This window comes from Rhodanobacter sp. C01 (assembly GCF_002001045.1).
In the GTDB taxonomy this organism is placed as follows: Bacteria; Pseudomonadota; Gammaproteobacteria; order Xanthomonadales; family Rhodanobacteraceae; genus Rhodanobacter.
This window is the reverse complement of sequence record NZ_MUNR01000012.1, coordinates 299122-316405: the sequence shown is the minus strand read 5'-3', so window position 1 is coordinate 316405 and position 17284 is coordinate 299122. Positions and strand designations below refer to the sequence as shown.

Below are 17284 nucleotides of genomic sequence, written 5' to 3'. Positions count from 1 at the left end.
CTTTCTTCAGAAGATGTGCCGGAACACCACGAACAACGAACCCGCCAGCAGGATCGAGGCGGGCAGGGTCAGTACCCACGCCATCAGCAGGCTGCGCACGGTGCTCCATTGCAGGCCGGAGCCGTTCGCGGCCATGGTGCCGGCGACGCCGGAGGTGAGTACGTGGGTGGTGCTGACGGGCAGGTGATACATGTCCGCGGCCTGGATCAGCACCATCGCCACCAGTTCGGCGGAGGCGCCTTGCGCGTAGGTCAGGTGCTCCTTGCCGATGCGCTCGCCGACGGTGACCACGATGCGCTTCCAGCCGACCATCGTGCCCAGGCCGAGGGCCAGCGCCACGGCCACTTTCACCCACGGCGGAATGAACTGCGTCGCCTGCGTGCCGAGGCCGCGCCATGAGGTCAGCGTGGCAGTCTGCTGCGAGGTGAGGCCGGGCTGCTTCAGTACCAGCGGGATCGCGGTATCGGCCAGGTAGATATCGTTGCGGACGTTGCCCATCTGATCCGGCGGCACGGCCTTGAGCGAGGTGCGATCACCGAGCTGCTTGTCGATCGACGCCATCAGCGCGGCCAGCGCGGGCGCCGTGCCGGGCAGGAATGTCTGCTGCTGCACGGCGGCAGTCACGGTCTTGCGCGGATCGACGGTGACGCTCATGCCGTTGCCGAGGCTGGCCAGCACCTGTTGTGCTTCCGCGGATACCTGGTGGAAGGTCTTCACCTGGCTGCCGGTCACCGCGCCGTTCAATGCGTAGGCGGTCGGCACGGTGCCGATCAGGATCAGCATGATCAGGCCCATGCCTTTCTGGCCGTCGTTGGAGCCATGGCTGAAGCTCACGCCGGTGCAGGTGAGCACCAGCAGCGCGCGGATCGGCCACGGCGGCGGCTTGTTGCCTTCCGGCGCGCGGTACAGGGCAGGGATCTTCACTACCGCCTTCAGTATCACCATCAACAGGCCGGCCAGCAGGAAGCCGGCGATCGGCGAAAAGACCAGGCCCTTGAACACGCCCATCGCGGCGTCCCAGTTCACGCCGCTGGTGCCGCTGGCGGTGGACATCAGCTGGTTCGCCAGGCCCACGCCGATGATCGAGCCGATCAGGGTATGCGAGGACGAATTCGGCAGCCCGAAATACCAGGTGCCCAGGTTCCACAGGATCGCTGCGATCAACAGCGCGAACACCATCGCGAAGCCGGCCTGGCTGCCCACCTGCAGGATCAGCTCCACCGGCAGGAGTGCCACGATGGTGAAGGCGACCGCACCGGACGACGTCAGCACACCGAGGAAGTTGAACGCACCCGACCAGATCACCGCGAGATTGGGCGCCATCGAGTGCGTATAGATCACCGTGGCCACCGCATTGGCGGTGTCATGGAAGCCGTTGACGAACTCGAAGCCGAGCGCGATCAGCAAGGCCACACCGAGCAGGATGTAGGGCGCCGCGTTGCCGGATTTGACGACGGCCAGATCCTGCATCAGGTGTACGGCAGCGTAGCTGCCACCGATCAGCAGGATCAACCCGAAGATGATCGCGAACAGGCGGCCGGAGCTTTTGCCCGGGCTCGCAATCGCTGTGGCAGCGGCATCGGATGACATCGGCAACTCCCGTCGGTTGGTCCGGCCGAAGCTAGACGAGAGTCGCGACAAGAGCGTGACAGGCGAAGATGGTCAGGTCCGCATGAAATTGCGCAGCGGGTATCCAGCCGCTGCCCGAGGTGGGCATCTAGTGCGGTGTCGCGATTTTCTCGGCCAGCTTGATACTGCGGGGCGCAGCCAAGCCGCCGTAACGGACGTCGACCTTGTCCAGCAACGTGCGTGCTGCATCGGACTTGCCATTGGCCAGCAGGCTTTCCGCTTGCTGCAGTTGGTCGCTCAGATGCTTGTCGATGCGTGCACGGCAATCGGCGAGCTTGCCGGCATCGGGTTGCGCGGGTTTGTCCAGCAAATCCAGCGCGTGATTGAGCGGCCCGGGTGCGACTACCTCATGACCCGACCATGGCGCCGACACGGTATCCAGGTGGAAGACACACCACTCGCGCAACGACTGTTTACTGCGAGTATCCATGTCGAGGTGGTCCTCGTCATTCTGACCGGTGAGGTAGACCAGTCGCGTGGTGTCCTGAAACTGCAGGAACAATGTCGCTGGCGGTAACGACAGCTGTGCCGTGCCGATCGGGTCGCTGCCGGCCAGCAGCAGGGCGCCATGGAACAGATCCGGATAGCCCAGCGCGATGCGCTCGGCCACTCGCGAACCGCCGGAGAATCCGCCGACATAGATGTGCTGCGGATCCACCGGGTACTTCTGCATGATGTTGTATGCAGCCAGCAGGGCCAGGGGCACGCGGCGATCGAGCACGTCCGCATCGTTGCCGGAATTCCCTGCGCTGACGTAGATCATGCCGTGGCGATCCAGGGGTGGTATCCATGATGACGGTACGGCGGCCTCCTGCCATGGCGGCACGAACACCAGCAGGGCGTAGCCGTGTGGCGGCACGTGCGAGGGCACGTAGACGACGAATTTTTCCAGCGCCAGATCGAGCGGTTGCTCACGTATGGCATGGCCCGGGCGCATCGATAACTGGCTGACGCCCAGTGCGTTCAACGGACTCAGCAGGCGCCGCACCAGTTCGCTGCTACGCGACAGTGGCGAGTAATCGGTGAACACCACGTCGTGTTGCAAACTGCCAACAGGTGGCGCGTCGCTGGCAACTGCCAGCAGCGGCATCAACAAGATGGCAAGCAGCACGTTGCGATTGACCATGTGCGGACGCCGGCACCTGTGTTCATGAAGCAGCGCTTGCAGCATGTACAAATTCTAAACGCAGAAACCTGCACTGATTAACGGAAAGATCAACGTCACAAAGCCACGCTCCAATCCAGCACGGCTGTGGCGCTTGCGCGTCTGCTGCAGGGGAGCACTGGATCGGTTGGACAGCCGGCATCCGCTCAGGGAGAGCGGTGACCACGAACCGCATGGATTCGCACCTCAACTGTCATCCAAATCAAAAGGACTTAAACATGAAAGATCGTTGCGGGTTATCCGTTGCCGTCAAGGCAGCACTTTTCGCTTCTGTATTCTGTACCGGCTGTGCTGGTGTTTCTGCACAGACTCTCGCCAATGAGGGTACTCAAGCCAGCACCACCGTCACCCAGACGCTGGTAATCGAACCGGACCAGGGCCTCACGCCCATCTACAACCTGATCCAGTCGGCCAAGTCCAGCATCGACATGACGATGTACGAGCTGGTCGATACGCAGGCTTCGGGCCTGCTTTGCACCGCTGCCGAGAACGGTATCGCCGTGCGCGTGATCCTCGATCAGAACCTCGAGAAGAGCAACAACCAGGCGGCGTATACACAGCTGCAGAATTGCGGTGTGAGCGTGGTCTGGGCATGGACCAAGTACGCCGCCACCCATCAGAAGACCATCACCATCGACAACACCACCAGCGCGGTGATGACGCTCAACCTGACCAGCCGCTACTACAGCACCACCCGCGATTTCGCGGTGATCGAGAACGATCCGTCCGATGTGGCTGCCATCGAAAGCACGTTCAACTCCGACTTCAAGGCCCAGACGATCACGCCGCCGGTGGGTGACGACCTGGTCTGGAGCCCGACCGTGTCCAAGACCGACCTGGTCAACCTGATCAATGGTGCAAAGGACAGCCTGCTGATCGAGAACGAGGAAATGAGCTACAGCACCATCGTCACTGCATTGGAGAATGCAGCCAAGCGCGGCGTCAAGGTGACCGTGTGCATGACCAACGACGACAACGATTACGAGAGCGAATTCGAAGCTCTCACCAAGGCCGGCGTGAAGATCAGCACCTATCCGGATACCACGACCGGGTTTTACGTACACGCCAAGGTGATCGTGGCCGACTACGGTACCTCGACCGCGAAGGCCTTCGTGGGCTCGGAGAACTTCTCCTCGGCCTCGCTGACGGAGAACCGGGAACTCGGGTTGATCACCACCACGGCAGCCATCATGACCCAGCTCAACAACACGCTCAGCAGTGACTATGCGGGCGGCACACCCTGGACCAAGTCGTAAGCCATGGCCGAAGCGCATGGTGCGCAAACACCATGCGCTTCGGCGTCATCGGCGGCCGTTATTGATGCACTGGATCCGGTTTGCATGACATCACCCGCTGTCACCCTGGCGCGGTGTATCGGCGTTAATATGTCGACTGGATGCCTGATTCAGTGAACCGACCAAGGGAGACATGCCATGAACGGGTGGTACTTGAAGTCCAGGCCGCATCTGTTGTTTTCGGCATTGCTGATGAGTGCAATCGCGGTGCCGATGGTGGTAAGCGCGGCTGCGAATGGCACTCAGGCATCCCAGGCTGCAGACAAGGCGCCAAGTGATGCCGATCTTGCCTCCGCCAAGTGCGCGATAGGTGAGGAGCGTTTCCTGCCGGGCGACTACTTTTATTGCCTGGCCACGCAGAACTACGGCCAACAGCACTATGCCTACGCGAAGAAGTTCTTTACCGAGGCGGCTGGCTGGGCCAGCAAACCGGCGCAATACGTGCTCGGCATCATGGCATTGGATGGCGATCACCAGCCGGTGAATCGTCCGCTGGCAATCGCGTGGCTGGCACTCGCCTCTGAACGACCCCAGTCGGATTACGCCGTGGCCTACAAATCAGCGTATGCCAGCGCCACCGCAGCCGAACGGGAGACCGCTGAAAAGCTGCTGGCCAAGATGCGCCCGACCTACGCCGATGCGACCGCTGCGGTGCGTGCGGAGAAGCGCTATGCGGATGGCATGGCCACACTCGTCCGCTTGAATGCCGGCGAAAGGAGCTACTGCATGGAAGGTCTGGTGGATGCCAGTGATCCGTCGCCCGATCCGATGCAGTGCCCATCGATGCAGACCGTGGTCAATGCGATCGACAAGCAGGCTGCGAGCGTGTTCGATGGCTGGACCGGCCACGTGAGCGTGGGCGCGCTGCAGCCGGTCAATGCACCGGCTCCTCCAAAGTCTGGTGGTTAGGAACAGTTCGAGCGTCAGACGGTTTCGTTCGCAAAGTCGGAAAGAGCCCCGTTTATCGGGGCTTTTTCGTCGGGTTCGGACGGAGTCAGGGCATTGCCGCAACACCCGGCACAACCGTTGCTTGTCAGATACGACCCGGAACAGGTGAGAGCCCTGCTGGCAATCTGGCTATGGATAGGTTGGAAGCCACATGCATGACGTTGTGCACGAGACGTGTTTTTGCGCGGCACCTGATTAGGCCTTATCCCGCTGCCCTTGAGGGGCGGGAAGTGACGCCATGCAGTCAGTGCGTCGACAGCCACTCAATAAGATAGGCCAGTCATCCTGGCTGTCTTCCAGAATTACGAGCGGAATTGGAAACGATGATGGATAGCGATAGCGACATCTACAAGACCCTGCTGGAGTCCACCCGGGCGATCCCCTGGAAAATCGACTGGGCCACGATGACGTTTGCCTATATCGGACCGCAGATCGAAGCACTGCTCGGGTGGGAACCTTCCAGCTGGGTGAGTGCGCAGGACTGGGCCGAACGCATGCATCCGGAAGAACGGGCATGGGCCGTGGATTTCTGCATTGCGCAATCGAAGGCAGGCGTCGATCATGAAGCGGATTACCGCGCCCTGTGCAAGAACGGCGAATACGTATGGATTCGCGATGTGGTGCACGTGGTACGCAACCCGGACGGGTCGGTCGATTCACTGATCGGATTCATGTTCGACATCAGCGAGCGCAAACGCACCGAAGAGAAACTGCTCGGCTTGCAGAAGGAACTGGAGGAACTGTCCTACAAGGACGGCCTGACCGGCGTCGCCAACCGGCGCAGGTTCGATGCGATCATGGAAATCGAGTGGAGCAACGCGCGACGCAACAAACAGCCGCTGTCACTGGTCATGCTCGATATCGATTACTTCAAGCAGTACAACGACCACTACGGCCATCTCGAAGGCGACCAGTGCCTGAAGCTGGTGGCACAAGCCCTGGGCAAGGCTGCCACGCGCGCACGCGATTTCCTCGCCCGCTTTGGTGGCGAGGAGTTTGTGCTGGTGCTGCCCGAAACGGACGAAAGCGCCGCCACGAAAATCGCCGAGCGTTGTCGCGAACTGATTGCGAAGGAGCGGATCCCACACGCACGCTCCGGAATCATCCCGCTGCTGACCGTGAGTGTGGGTGTGGGCACCATGATTCCGGGTCATGGCGATGAGCCGTTGTCGTTCATCGAGGCGGTGGACAAGCGGTTGTACCAGGCCAAGCAACGGGGCCGGAACGGCATCGTTGCGGCTGGCTAGGGATGGGCTAGCCGGCTTGGTAGTGCGATCTTGATGGTGGCTTGGCGCAGCGGCTTATGCATGGCACTGTTTCTATGTATGAGCGTCAACGAATGAGTGGTCTCTTGAACCGCATAAACCGGAGCTGAAAACGGCAGCGCACAAGCACGATTGTTGAACGGTTTTTGGCTTAGCCTGCGCACGTTCGCCACATCCCGTTCCGACCATGCACGGTATTTTCGATTTCTGGTCCGCGGCGGTGGGCTGGCTGGCCGATCATGCAATCGTGCCGATCCTCGCCGTGTTCCACCTCACTGCCTATGTTGATCAACCGCGCGAGATCGCGCAGTACTTCCTGCTGACCGCGGTTCAGGTAGCGATCATCGCCTTCGTGTTTCGTCCAATGGAAAGCCTGTGGCCGGCGGAGGACTGGCCCGATCGCCGGATCACGGTTATCGATCGCAGCTATACGCTGATCAAGCTGTTCGGCGTGCTGCCGCTGTTCACCTATCTGGTGCTGTCACCGCTGAGCCAGTGGCTTGGTGGCGGCAGCAGCAGCGACGATGCCGCCGGCCTGATCAGCGTGCAGGGCATCCTGCCTTGGCTGGGCCATCATCCGGTGCTGCTTTTCCTGATCTATTACGCGATCTACGATCTCGTCTATTACCTGATCCACCGCCTGCAGCATGGGATTCCGTGGTGGTGGGCGCTGCACAGCCTGCATCACAGCCAGCGCCAGCTCAGCTGCTGGTCGAACGACCGCGACCACTATCTGGACGACTTGCTGGAAGCGCTGATTGTGGCAGCGGTATCCTTGCTGATCGGTGTCTCGCCGACCGACTTCGCGCTGCTGGTGCTGTCCGGCGAGCTGCTGCAGAACCTCGGGCACACCAACGTGCGGCTGCACTTCGGGCCGGTGCTGGAGAAAGTGCTGGTCGATCCGCGTTATCACCGACTGCATCACATGCGGGTGGACCCGGATCGGCCGCAACTGCACGCCTGCAACTACGCCTTCATCTTCCCGCTGTGGGATATCGTGTTCGGCACCGCGCTGTTCGGCGAGCCAGCGCATCCCACCGGCGTCGGTGATCCGATGGTCGATGCCGACAACCAGCGTGGCATCGTCGCCCAGCAACTGGTCACGCTGCGGCGCTTCTGGGGCGCGTTCCGTCGTCGTACCGGCTGGCACTACGGCGAGGTGGCGTTCAACGTGAACTACGAGCCGGTGCCGGTCAGGGATTTCGACTTGCGCGAACTGGAGGCCAGTCAGGTGCCGCTGGCTGCGACGTCGTCTTCGACGCGTGCGGTCGAGCCCCATCGTTGATGCCGGGTGGGAAACCAAGGAGGCTCCGCACAAAGCGGGGCCTCCTTGGTTTCAATCAGGCAAAGGCGAAGTGATTACGCCTCCACTTCTTCCTTGTACGCATCCACCGGGATGCACGCACACATGATGTTCTTGTCGCCGTAGACGTTGTCGACGCGTGCCACCGGCGACCAGTACTTCTGCAGCTTCAGGCTGGGCAGCGGGAAGGCGGCCAGTTCACGCGGGTAGGCGTGGGTCCACTCGCTGCCACTGACCATGGTGGCGGTGTGCGGGGCGTTCTTCAGCGGGTTGTCCTCGCGATCGAGCTTGCCGTCTTCGATCGCGCGGATCTCGTCGCGGATCTGGATCATCGCGTCGATGAAGCGGTCCAGTTCGTGCTGCGATTCGCTCTCGGTCGGCTCGACCATCAGCGTGCCGGCGACCGGGAAGCTCAAGGTCGGCGCGTGGAAGCCGAAGTCGATCAGGCGCTTGGCGACATCCTCGGCGCCGATGCCGGTAGCGTCCTTGAGCGGGCGCAGGTCGAGGATGCACTCGTGCGCGACCAGGCCGTTACGGCCGGTGTACAGGGTCGGGTAGTGCGGTGCCAGCCGCTTGGCGATGTAGTTGGCGTTGAGCAGGGCGACTTGCGTTGCCTTGCGTAGGCCTTGCTGGCCCATCAACGTGATGTACATCCACGAGATCGGCAGGATCGAAGCGGAACCGTAGCTGGCGGCGCTGACCATGCCGACCGTGCCTTCGCCGTTCAGCGTCCTGGGCAGGAACGGTGCGAGATGCGACTTCACCGCACACGGGCCGACGCCCGGGCCACCGCCGCCGTGCGGAATGCAGAAGGTCTTGTGCAGGTTGAGGTGCGATACGTCCGAGCCCCATTTGCCGGGCTTGGCCACGCCGACCAGCGCGTTCATGTTGGCGCCGTCGGTGTACACCTGACCGCCGTGCGCATGCACGATCTCGCAGATCGCGACGATGTCTTCCTCGAACACGCCGTGCGTGGACGGGTAGGTGATCATCAGCGCGGCGAGACGATCGCTGTACTTCTCGGCGGCGCGACGGATGTCTTCCACATCGACATTGCCATTCGCGTCGCACTTGGTTACCACCACCGTCATGCCGCACATCTGGGCGGAGGCCGGGTTGGTGCCGTGGGCGGACTCGGGGATCAGGCAGATGTCGCGATGGTCTTCATTGCGCGAGCGATGGTAGGCGCGGATCGCCAGCAGGCCGGCGTATTCGCCCTGCGCGCCGGAGTTCGGCTGCAGGCTGACCGCGTCGTAGCCGGTGCACTCGACCAGCATCGCTTCCAGGCCGTCGATCAGCTCCTTGTAGCCCCTCGTCTGCGACACCGGTGCCAGCGGGTGGATGTTACCGAACTCGGGCCAGGTTACCGGGATCATCTCGGCGGTGGCGTTGAGCTTCATGGTGCAACTGCCCAGCGGGATCATCGTGCGATCCATCGCCAGATCCTTGTCGGCCAGCGTGCGCATGTAGCGCAGCAGTTCGTGCTCGCTGTGATGCGTGTTGAACACCGGATGCTGCAGGAACGCGCTCTTGCGCACGAGCGCCGTCGGCAGTGCGTCCGGCGTGGCGGCATCCAGCTCGTCGATGTCGTCGATGCACGCGCCGAACAAGGCGGCGAGGGCGCTCACGTCGGCGCGCGTGGTGGTTTCGTCGAGGCTGATGCCGACGCTCTCGCCATGGATCTGGCGCAGGTTGATGCCGGCCGCCTCGGCCTTGGCGAGCAGGGCGTCGGCGTCGACGTTCACCACATGCAGGGTGTCGAAGAAATCCGGACCCACGGTGTGACCGGCCTGGCGCAGCGATGCGGCCAGGATCGAGGCGAGGCGATGCGTGCGGCGCGCAATGCGGGCCAGGCCTTCCGGACCGTGGTACACGGCATACATGCTGGCCATCACCGCCAGCAGCACCTGTGCGGTGCAGATGTTGGAAGTGGCCTTCTCGCGGCGGATGTGCTGCTCGCGGGTCTGCAGGGTAAGGCGGTAGGCGTGCTTGCCCTCGGCATCCAGCGAGACGCCGATCAGGCGGCCCGGCATCGAGCGCTTGTACGCGTCGCGGCAGGCCATGAAGGCGGCGTGCGGGCCACCGTTGCCGAACGGCACGCCGAAGCGCTGGCTGTTGCCGACCACGATGTCAGCGCCCCATTCGCCCGGCGCGGCAATCAAGGTCAGCGCGAGCAGGTCGGTGGCGACGGCGACCAGGCCACCGCGCGCATGCACGGCAGCGGCAATTGCCTGGTAATCGTTGACGGTGCCGAAGGTGTTCGGATACTGCAGCAGCACGCCGAAGGCATCGAGGTTCAGCGCATCGGCGTCGTTGCCGATCACCAGTTCGATGCCCAGCGGTTCGGCGCGGGTGCGGATCACTTCCAGCGTCTGCGGATGCACGCCGTTCGACACGAAGAACGTGTTGCTCTTGGACTTGCACGAGCGCTTGGCCAGCGTCATCGCCTCGGCGGCGGCGGTGGCTTCGTCCAGCAGCGAGGCGTTGGCGATCTCCATGCCGGTGAGGTCGGCGCACATCGTCTGGAAATTGATCAGCGCCTCCATGCGACCCTGCGAGATCTCCGCCTGATACGGCGTGTACGCCGTGTACCAGGCCGGGTTCTCCAGGATGTTGCGCAGGATGACGTTCGGCGTATGGGTGCCGTAATAACCCTGGCCGATGAAGCTCTTGAGCACCTGGTTCTTGTCCGCGATGGTGCGGATCTTGGCCAGTGCCTCGACCTCGGTGATTGCTTTCGGCAGGGCCAACGGAGCGGGTGACTTGATCTTGCCAGGCACGATCGCGTCGGTCATCGACTCCAGCGAATCGTGGCCGATGACTCGCAGCATCTGCGCGATCTCGGCATCGTTGGGACCGATGTGGCGCTCGATGAAGGCGTGATGGTGCTCGAGGTCGCGCAGGGAAGTTTTGTGGTTCATGACAGGGGCATCCGCAGACAACGTGCCGTGCCGCACGTGGGGCGCCCCTCTGTCCTTTTGCCTGAGAGTTTGGAAGCTTGATGGATCAGCCTCGTGCCCCTTCGGCGGCGGATTCAACCGCTCTCTCCAGAGTGTTTACGCTTGATGGTGTGGGGCCTGAGCGATTACGGGCGTTGCGTCTTCGGCAGCGGATCTGCCCGATCTAAGGGCCATCCGCTTCTCCCACCAAGCGTTTACCCCGCTGATTATACAGGCGTCGCAGGCAAGTGACGATCAGCCGAATCCATAAGGTTTATGCTTGGTAACCCATCCTGCAGCCCCGGGAGCGCACGATGATCCGTATCGCAGAGATCGACCATGTGGTGCTGCGCGCCATCGATACGGATGTCATGCAGCGCTTCTATTGCGACGTGCTGGGTTGCCGCGAGGAACGCCGGCAGGACGAAATTGGCCTGGTGCAGCTGCGTGCCGGCAGCTCGTTGATCGATCTGGTCAGCATCGGCGGCCAGATCGGTCGCCGCGGCGGTGCTGCGCCAGGCGGCGAAGGCCACAACATGGACCATTTATGCCTGCGCGTGGAGGATTACGACGAGGCGGCCATCCTTGCGCATCTGAGGGCGCATGACGTGCGCATCGGCGAACTGGGTTCGCGTTACGGCGCACAAGGCGAGGGACCGTCGATCTACCTGTACGACCCGCAAGGCAACATGATCGAATTGAAGGGGCCACCTGTCATCTGATCGCCCCGGCTGTTTCTTGCCGTGTGGCACGCGTACATGGCGCCGTTCCTGCGACGGCCGTCCCTGAAACAGGTGCGCGTTGATGACTGCAGGCAGTTATGGCGTTTTCCTATCGTAATAAGTCGAGTCAGCGGCAATATGACCGCCGCTGACGGTGTAGACGGACATGATCGGCACCTTGATGAATTTTCCTCCCGCGCCTTTGAGGTGTCCTGACAGCACGAATTGTGCGTACACCCTGTTTCCCGAACTGTCGATATTCTCGATGGCGTCGTTGGCATCGGGAATGGCATCAAACAGGCGCTTGTAGGTATCGGCAATCTGCGAATTGCCGGCCAATTCGGGATAGTCTGGACTACGCAGAACCGCATCTGCAGCATAGAGGCCCTCAATCGCGGCGACATCATGCCGATTGAAGGCCTCGAATTTCTGCCGGACCGTCTTGACCGGATCGACACCATGGTACGAAGCGGCGAATCCTGGTGTGTTCGTCATGCAGCAAGCTGAACACGCAAGCACGATCATCATGGCTGTTTTCATGTCGGCAAGACCTCAAATCGCATGTGAAGGAGTAATGTGTCGAGGTGTTCCGGTACGGAACAGGGTGAGCTTTCTTCGTCTGTCATCGCACTGACGATCGTGATTGCAATGAAACACGCATCCAAATGATTGGAAAAAGCCGACACCTTGACGCAACCAGTGCGGATCGACACGGATCTTGCCCGAATGGAATTGCCGGACAAGGTTGTGGCGTGTTGCGACACTCCCCGCCGCCAGGCAGTTACCGGCATACACGGTATGCGCCGCCGGCCGCGCTTGCCGGCTGGCTGGAGTACTTCTGGATCGAAAGCTGGGATCTTCGCGAATACGAACCGCAAGTCCGGGAGGTGCTGCCTCAGCCTTGTGTGCATCTCGCTTTCGTGCGCGGTCGTTCGCGCATTTATGGCGTGCAGTTGAGTCGATTCGTTCGAATGCTAAGCGGCAATGAACGGGTCCTCGGCGCAAAATTTCGGCCGGGTGCGTTCTATCCATTCTTGAGAAAGCCACTAAGTTCGATCTCGAACGCATGCATTCCGGTGAATCAAGTCTTCAGCAATGTGGCGGATGCAGAGGAAGAAATAGTCGCATGCCATGACGACCGCGGTATGGTCGATGCGGCGTCGCGGTTTCTTGTTGCGCATCTGCCAGCGCTTGACCCGAATGTCGAGACCGTCTGTCATGTCGTGGAAGAGATCATCAATGACCGCAGCCTGACGCGGCTCGAGGATGTTGCTGATCTATGCAGCATTCGGGATAGAACATTGCAGCGGCTGTTCCATCGTTACGTCGGAGCAAGCGCAAGGTGGGTGGTCAAGCGGTACCGGATATATGAGGCGCTTGAGCAACTGGCTGTCGGGAAGCCGGCTGAATGGGCGATGCTGGCCCAGGATCTTGGATACTACGACCAAGCGCACTTCATTAATGACTTCAAGAAACTCGTCGGTCGATCACCGAGCGAATACGTCAAAATATGAAACTTGCTCCGACGGAGCTGGCGGATTTCCCCCTGCCCAAAAGGTGAGGGTCGCGCATGCGTACCAACCTGCGTACCAGCTCGATCGAACCGCTGAAAAGACGAAAGCCGCCTTGGAGGGCGGCCTTCGTTTACAATTGGTGCCCAGGAGAGGACTCGAACCTCCACGGAGTTGCCCCCGCTAGCACCTGAAGCTAGTGCGTCTACCAATTCCGCCACCTGGGCAGGTGTCACACCGCTCTGCGAGCTGCGTGAGCCGCGTAATTTAGGCATCTGTCGGTAGCTTGTCAACTCTTTTTCACATTCCGATCTTCCACACCCAATCATCGCGTCGTGTCATTCTCCGCGCCGCGCATACCACAAGGATAATTAGTGACCAGAAAAACTCCCCCGCAGTCCGGCAAAGGCCCGGACTCATCTGCAGGTAAAGGCCGGGCGAAATCCACCGGACCGAAACAGCGCGCAGGCGCTCCCAGCGAACCGCGACGCAACAAGGCTGCCGCAGGCGCCGTGCGCGACCCCCATGCCGATCGCGAGGCGCAGCGTTATGCGCGCCCGATCCCCAGCCGCGAGGCGATTCTTGCCTTGCTTGAAGAACGTGGCGAACTGCTCACCGAGGCACGCATCGCCGAGGCGCTGGAAATTCACGAAGAAGACGATCTCGACGCGCTGCGCAAGCGGCTCGGCGCGATGGTGCGCGACGGCCAGCTGTTGCTGGGCCGGCGCGGCGGCTATGCACCAACCCAGAAACTCGACCTGATTGCCGGTCGGGTACTGGCGAACGCCGAGGGCTACGGCTTCCTGCGCCCGGACGAAGGTGGCGACGATCTGTATCTGTCGCCGCAGCAGATGCGCACCGTCATGCATGGCGACCGCGTGCTTGCCAGCGTGGTCGGCATCGACCGTCGTGGCCGCAAGCAGGGTGCGATTGCCGAAGTGCTGGAACGGCGTTCGTCGCGGCTGGTCGGCCGGGTGGTGATCGAGAACGGTGTGACCCTGGTGGCGCCGGACGATCGCCGCCTGAACCAGGACGTGATGATCAAGCCGGGACAGGAGCAGGGCGCACGCTTCGGCCAGATTGTCGTGGTTGAAATCACCGATCCACCGACGCCACATCGTGGCCCGATGGGCGAGATCCGCGCGGTGCTGGGCGAACGGCTGCAGCCGTCGCTGGTGGTGGAGATGGCGATTGCCAGCCACGACCTGCCGCACGAATGGCCGGCGGAAGTACTGCGCGATGCCGCGCTGGTCGAGCCGGTGGTGACTGCCGCCGAGCGCGAAGGTCGCACCGATATCCGCCAGTTGCCGCTGGTGACGATCGATGGCGCCGACGCGCGTGACTTCGATGACGCGGTATATGCCGAGCCGAAGCGTGGTGGTGGCTGGCGGCTGATCGTGGCGATCGCCGACGTCTCGCATTACGTCCAGGTTGGCAACGCACTGGATCGCGAAGCCTACGAGCGCAGTACCTCGACCTACTTCCCCGGTTTCGTGGTGCCGATGCTGCCGGAGACGCTGTCCAACGGCATCTGCTCGCTCAACCCGCAGGTTGAGCGGCTGTGCATGGTCTGCGACATGCTGGTCGACGCCGAAGGCAACGTGACCAAGTCGAAGTTCTACGACGCGGTGATGTTGTCGCATGCGCGGCTCACCTACGACAAGGTGTGGCAGGTGGTGGGTCTCAAGGATGCCGATGCGCGCCACGAAGTGGCCGACGTGCTGCCGCAGCTGGAAAACCTGCACGCGCTGTACAAGGCGATGGCGCAGCAGCGCAAGCGCCGCGGCGCGATCGATTTCGAGACGCCGGAAGTGAAGTTCCGCCTCGACCAGACCGGCAGCGTGGAGTCGATGGGCGCCACCGAGCGCAACGATGCGCACAAGCTGATCGAGGAATGCATGATCGCCGCCAACGTGCAGGCGGCGCTGTTCCTGGAGAAGAAGAAGATTCCCGCGCTGTTCCGCGCGCATGAGCCGCCGCCGGCGGAGAAGTACGAGGATTTGCAGCAGTTCCTGCGCGAGTTCAAGCTGCGCATGCCGCCGGTGGAGGACGTCACACCGGCTGACTTCTCCGAAATCCTGCGCATGGTGCATGACCGCCCCGAGCGCGAGCTGATCCAGAACGTGCTGCTGCGCTCGCAGAGCATGGCCGCCTACCAGCCGGACAACCGCGGCCATTTCGGCCTGGCGCTGCAGGCGTATGCGCATTTCACCTCGCCGATCCGTCGTTATCCGGATCTGCTGGTGCATCGTGCGATCCGCTACGCGTTGACCAACGGCAAGCCGGCCGACTACACCTACAGCCCTGCCGAGATGTCGGCGATGGCGATCCATTGTTCACAACGCGAGCGCCGTGCCGAAGAGGCCGAGCGCGATGTGGACGAGCGCTTCAAGTGCGCGTGGATGGAGAAGCACATCGGCAGCGAGTTCGAGGGCGTGGTCACCGGCGTCACCTCGTTCGGCCTGTTCGTGGAGCTGGACGAATCGAAGGTGTCTGGCCTGGTGCATATCAGCCAGCTCGCCAACGACTACTACCACTTCGATGCGACCCGCAAGCTGCTGAAGGGCGAGCGCACCGGCGCGCAGTTCCGTCTGGGTGACCACGTGCGCATCCAGGTGCTGCGTGCCAGCCTGGAGGATCGCAAGATCGACTTCCGGCTGGTGTCGCCGCGCGCGTCGGCGACACCGCCGGCCGCCACGGGCAAAGCCTACGACTACGCCGCCAGTGGCGAGCGCTACTCGTTGCCGAAGAAGGCAGCACCGTCAGCCAAGCCGCCCGGCATGTTCGGCCGAGCTGCCAAGGCGATCGGCCGCGCGTTTGGTCGTCGCGATGCCGTGGTGCCGGAGTCGCCCGTACTGAGCGATAATCCGCCGCCGCGTTCGCGTGCTGCCACATCGCATGACGATGGCGGCAATCGTCCACGTCGTACATCGGCATCGGCACCGGCCAAGTCGGCACATGGCCAGCCGAGTCGCGGCAAGCGGCAAGGTCAAGGCCACGCTGCGAAGGCAGCCACCACATCGACACCCGCGAGCGGCGGCAAGAAGCGCAGCGGACGCAAACCGAAACCGAAAGGCAAGCCATGAGTGAGAGTTGGATCGTCGGCATCAATCCCGTCGAAGGTGCACTGAGCAACGACGCCGAGCGCGTGCGCGAGCTGGTGGTCGAGCAGGGCCAGCGCAATGCGCGGGTGCTGGAACTGGCCGAGCGCGCCAAGGCGCTGAAGATCACGGTGAATCATCGTCCGCGCGAGCAGTTGGACAAGCTCGCCGGCGAGGCGCGTCATCAGGGCGTGGCAGCGCTGTACGAAGCACCGCCGATGGCGCATGAGAACGACCTGGCCGCGCTGATGGAGCGCGACGGCAGCAACACGCTGGTGCTGGTGCTCGACGGCGTCACCGATCCGCACAATCTCGGTGCCTGCCTGCGCAGCGCGGCGGCAGCGAAAGTCACTGCGGTGATCGTGCCGAAGGATCGCGCCGTGGGCCTGACGCCCGTTGTGCGTCGCGCCTCGGCCGGTGGCGCCGATCGGGTGCCGCTGATCGCGGTGACCAACCTGGCGCGCACGCTGCGCGAGCTGAAAGACGCCGGTGTGTGGATCACCGGCCTGGCCGGTGACACCGACACCTCGATCTATGGCGTGGACTTCAAGGGCCCGGTGGCACTCGTGCTGGGCGGCGAAGGCGAGGGCATTCGCCGGCTGACCCGCGAGCTGTGCGATTTCGTGGCGAAGATCCCGATGCCGGGCACGATGGAGAGCCTCAACGTCTCGGTCGCCACCGGCGTGGTGCTGTTCGAGGCCTTGCGTCAGCGGAGTGCGAAGCGATGAACCTGTTCTGGTATGACTGGGCCGGCTATATCGGTGTGGCGCTGGTGCTGCTGGCGTTTTTCCTGCTGCAGGAACGCAAGCTGCAAGGCAATGGCCTGATCTACCAGCTGATGAATATCCTCGGTGCGATCGGGGTGATGCTGTCGCTCTGCTTCGGCAATTTCAACCTGGCGGCCTTCATCATGCAGGTGGCATGGTTGCTGATCGGCAGCTACGGCATCGTGCGCGATGTGAAGCGGCGTCGCCAGGCACGCGGTCTGTCGTAGAAGCGTTACGTGCTGGCGCGGGGACGACCCCGTGCACTCTCCCATCGCGGGGACGGCCCTGCCACACACAGAGGAGCGCTGACATGGCGTGGGTCTATCTGCTGCTGGCCGGTCTGTTCGAAGTGATCTGGGCGATCGGCCTCAAGTACACCGAAGGCTTTACCCGGCTATGGCCGACGGTCGGCACGGTCACCGCGATGGTGATCAGCATCGTGCTGCTGGCGATGGCAGTGAAGACGCTGCCGATCGGTACCGCCTATGCGATCTGGACTGGCATTGGTGCGGTCGGTGCGGTGGCGCTTGGCATCGTGCTGTTCGGCGATCCGGCGACGCTGCCACGGCTGCTGTGCGTCGCGCTGATCGTGGTGGGCATCGTTGGGCTCAAGCTCACCGCAACATAACCTTCTTTCCG

The 17284-nt window shown here is 62.5% G+C and carries 14 protein-coding genes, 1 tRNA gene and 1 riboswitch; of the genes, 10 read left to right on the top strand and 5 right to left on the bottom strand.

The features are described 5' to 3' along the window. Nucleotides 1-6: 6 nt before the first annotated feature. Together B0E50_RS13080 and B0E50_RS13075 are read right to left on the bottom strand one after the other, a co-directional pair. On the bottom strand, nucleotides 7-1590 hold the full coding sequence (locus tag B0E50_RS13080) for an inorganic phosphate transporter (RefSeq protein WP_077441711.1): 1584 nt from the start codon (nucleotides 1588-1590) through the stop codon (nucleotides 7-9). A 127-nt stretch (nucleotides 1591-1717) separates the two neighbouring features. Continuing rightward, nucleotides 1718-2755 carry a hypothetical protein gene (locus B0E50_RS13075; protein ID WP_077441709.1) on the bottom strand — a complete coding sequence of 346 codons (1038 nt, stop codon included), beginning with the start codon at nucleotides 2753-2755 and terminating at the stop codon, nucleotides 1718-1720. Nucleotides 2756-3012: 257 nt separating this feature from the next. Here B0E50_RS13075 and B0E50_RS13070 point away from each other — a divergent pair, with 257 nt between their 5' ends. The 4 genes from B0E50_RS13070 to B0E50_RS13055 all read left to right on the top strand — a co-directional run bounded on the left by B0E50_RS13070 (nucleotide 3013) and on the right by B0E50_RS13055 (nucleotide 7587). Next, on the top strand, nucleotides 3013-4050 hold the full coding sequence (locus B0E50_RS13070) for a phospholipase D-like domain-containing protein (RefSeq protein WP_168170876.1): 1038 nt from the start codon (nucleotides 3013-3015) through the stop codon (nucleotides 4048-4050). A 177-nt stretch (nucleotides 4051-4227) separates the two neighbouring features. Next, a complete protein-coding gene (locus B0E50_RS13065; RefSeq protein WP_077441706.1) occupies nucleotides 4228-4998 on the top strand; it encodes a hypothetical protein in 771 nt (256 codons plus the stop codon). Nucleotides 4999-5360: 362 nt separating this feature from the next. Beyond that, complete coding sequence (locus B0E50_RS13060; protein WP_254427282.1) at nucleotides 5361-6284, top strand: sensor domain-containing diguanylate cyclase; 924 nt, start codon at nucleotides 5361-5363, stop codon at nucleotides 6282-6284. A 205-nt stretch (nucleotides 6285-6489) separates the two neighbouring features. Then, nucleotides 6490-7587, top strand: coding sequence for a sterol desaturase family protein (locus B0E50_RS13055; protein WP_077441705.1), 1098 nt, complete (start codon nucleotides 6490-6492; stop codon nucleotides 7585-7587). Between the two features lie 74 nt (nucleotides 7588-7661). Here the strand turns inward: B0E50_RS13055 and gcvP are convergent, their stop codons facing one another. Then, nucleotides 7662-10526 (bottom strand): aminomethyl-transferring glycine dehydrogenase, encoded by a 2865-nt coding sequence (gcvP, locus tag B0E50_RS13050; RefSeq protein WP_077441703.1) that lies wholly within the window; start codon nucleotides 10524-10526, stop codon nucleotides 7662-7664. Between the two features lie 39 nt (nucleotides 10527-10565). Further along, nucleotides 10566-10666: riboswitch (glycine riboswitch) on the bottom strand. Nucleotides 10667-10858: 192 nt separating this feature from the next. Between gcvP and B0E50_RS13045 the strand changes: the two genes are divergently transcribed. Then, nucleotides 10859-11266, top strand: a complete 408-nt coding sequence (locus B0E50_RS13045; RefSeq protein WP_077441701.1) for a VOC family protein — start codon at nucleotides 10859-10861, stop codon at nucleotides 11264-11266. Between the two features lie 96 nt (nucleotides 11267-11362). On the opposite strand, the gene B0E50_RS13040 is transcribed toward B0E50_RS13045, so the two are convergent. After that, nucleotides 11363-11806 (bottom strand): nuclear transport factor 2 family protein, encoded by a 444-nt coding sequence (locus tag B0E50_RS13040; protein ID WP_077441699.1) that lies wholly within the window; start codon nucleotides 11804-11806, stop codon nucleotides 11363-11365. A 212-nt stretch (nucleotides 11807-12018) separates the two neighbouring features. Here B0E50_RS13040 and B0E50_RS13035 point away from each other — a divergent pair, with 212 nt between their 5' ends. Next, nucleotides 12019-12780: an AraC family transcriptional regulator gene (locus B0E50_RS13035; RefSeq protein WP_254427281.1), complete on the top strand. Its 762-nt coding sequence runs from the start codon at nucleotides 12019-12021 to the stop codon at nucleotides 12778-12780. A gap of 137 nt (nucleotides 12781-12917) precedes the next feature. Here B0E50_RS13035 and B0E50_RS13030 read toward each other — a convergent pair. After that, nucleotides 12918-13004 (bottom strand) — tRNA-Leu (locus B0E50_RS13030). 285 nt (nucleotides 13005-13289) lie between these two features. Between B0E50_RS13030 and rnr the strand changes: the two genes are divergently transcribed. From rnr to sugE, 4 genes are all read left to right on the top strand, one after another. Further along, nucleotides 13290-15863 carry a ribonuclease R gene (gene rnr, locus B0E50_RS13025; RefSeq protein ID WP_139350867.1) on the top strand — a complete coding sequence of 858 codons (2574 nt, stop codon included), beginning with the start codon at nucleotides 13290-13292 and terminating at the stop codon, nucleotides 15861-15863. Continuing rightward, entirely contained in the window at nucleotides 15860-16606 is a 747-nt protein-coding gene (gene rlmB / locus B0E50_RS13020; RefSeq protein WP_077441692.1) for a 23S rRNA (guanosine(2251)-2'-O)-methyltransferase RlmB, read from the top strand. The genes rnr and rlmB overlap by 4 nt, the downstream gene beginning before the upstream one ends. Then, nucleotides 16603-16872, top strand: a complete 270-nt coding sequence (locus tag B0E50_RS13015) for a hypothetical protein (RefSeq protein WP_077441690.1) — start codon at nucleotides 16603-16605, stop codon at nucleotides 16870-16872. Before rlmB ends, B0E50_RS13015 begins: the two co-directional genes overlap by 4 nt. A gap of 83 nt (nucleotides 16873-16955) precedes the next feature. Further along, nucleotides 16956-17273 carry a quaternary ammonium compound efflux SMR transporter SugE gene (gene sugE, locus B0E50_RS13010; RefSeq protein ID WP_077441688.1) on the top strand — a complete coding sequence of 106 codons (318 nt, stop codon included), beginning with the start codon at nucleotides 16956-16958 and terminating at the stop codon, nucleotides 17271-17273. Nucleotides 17274-17284 lie beyond the last annotated feature (11 nt).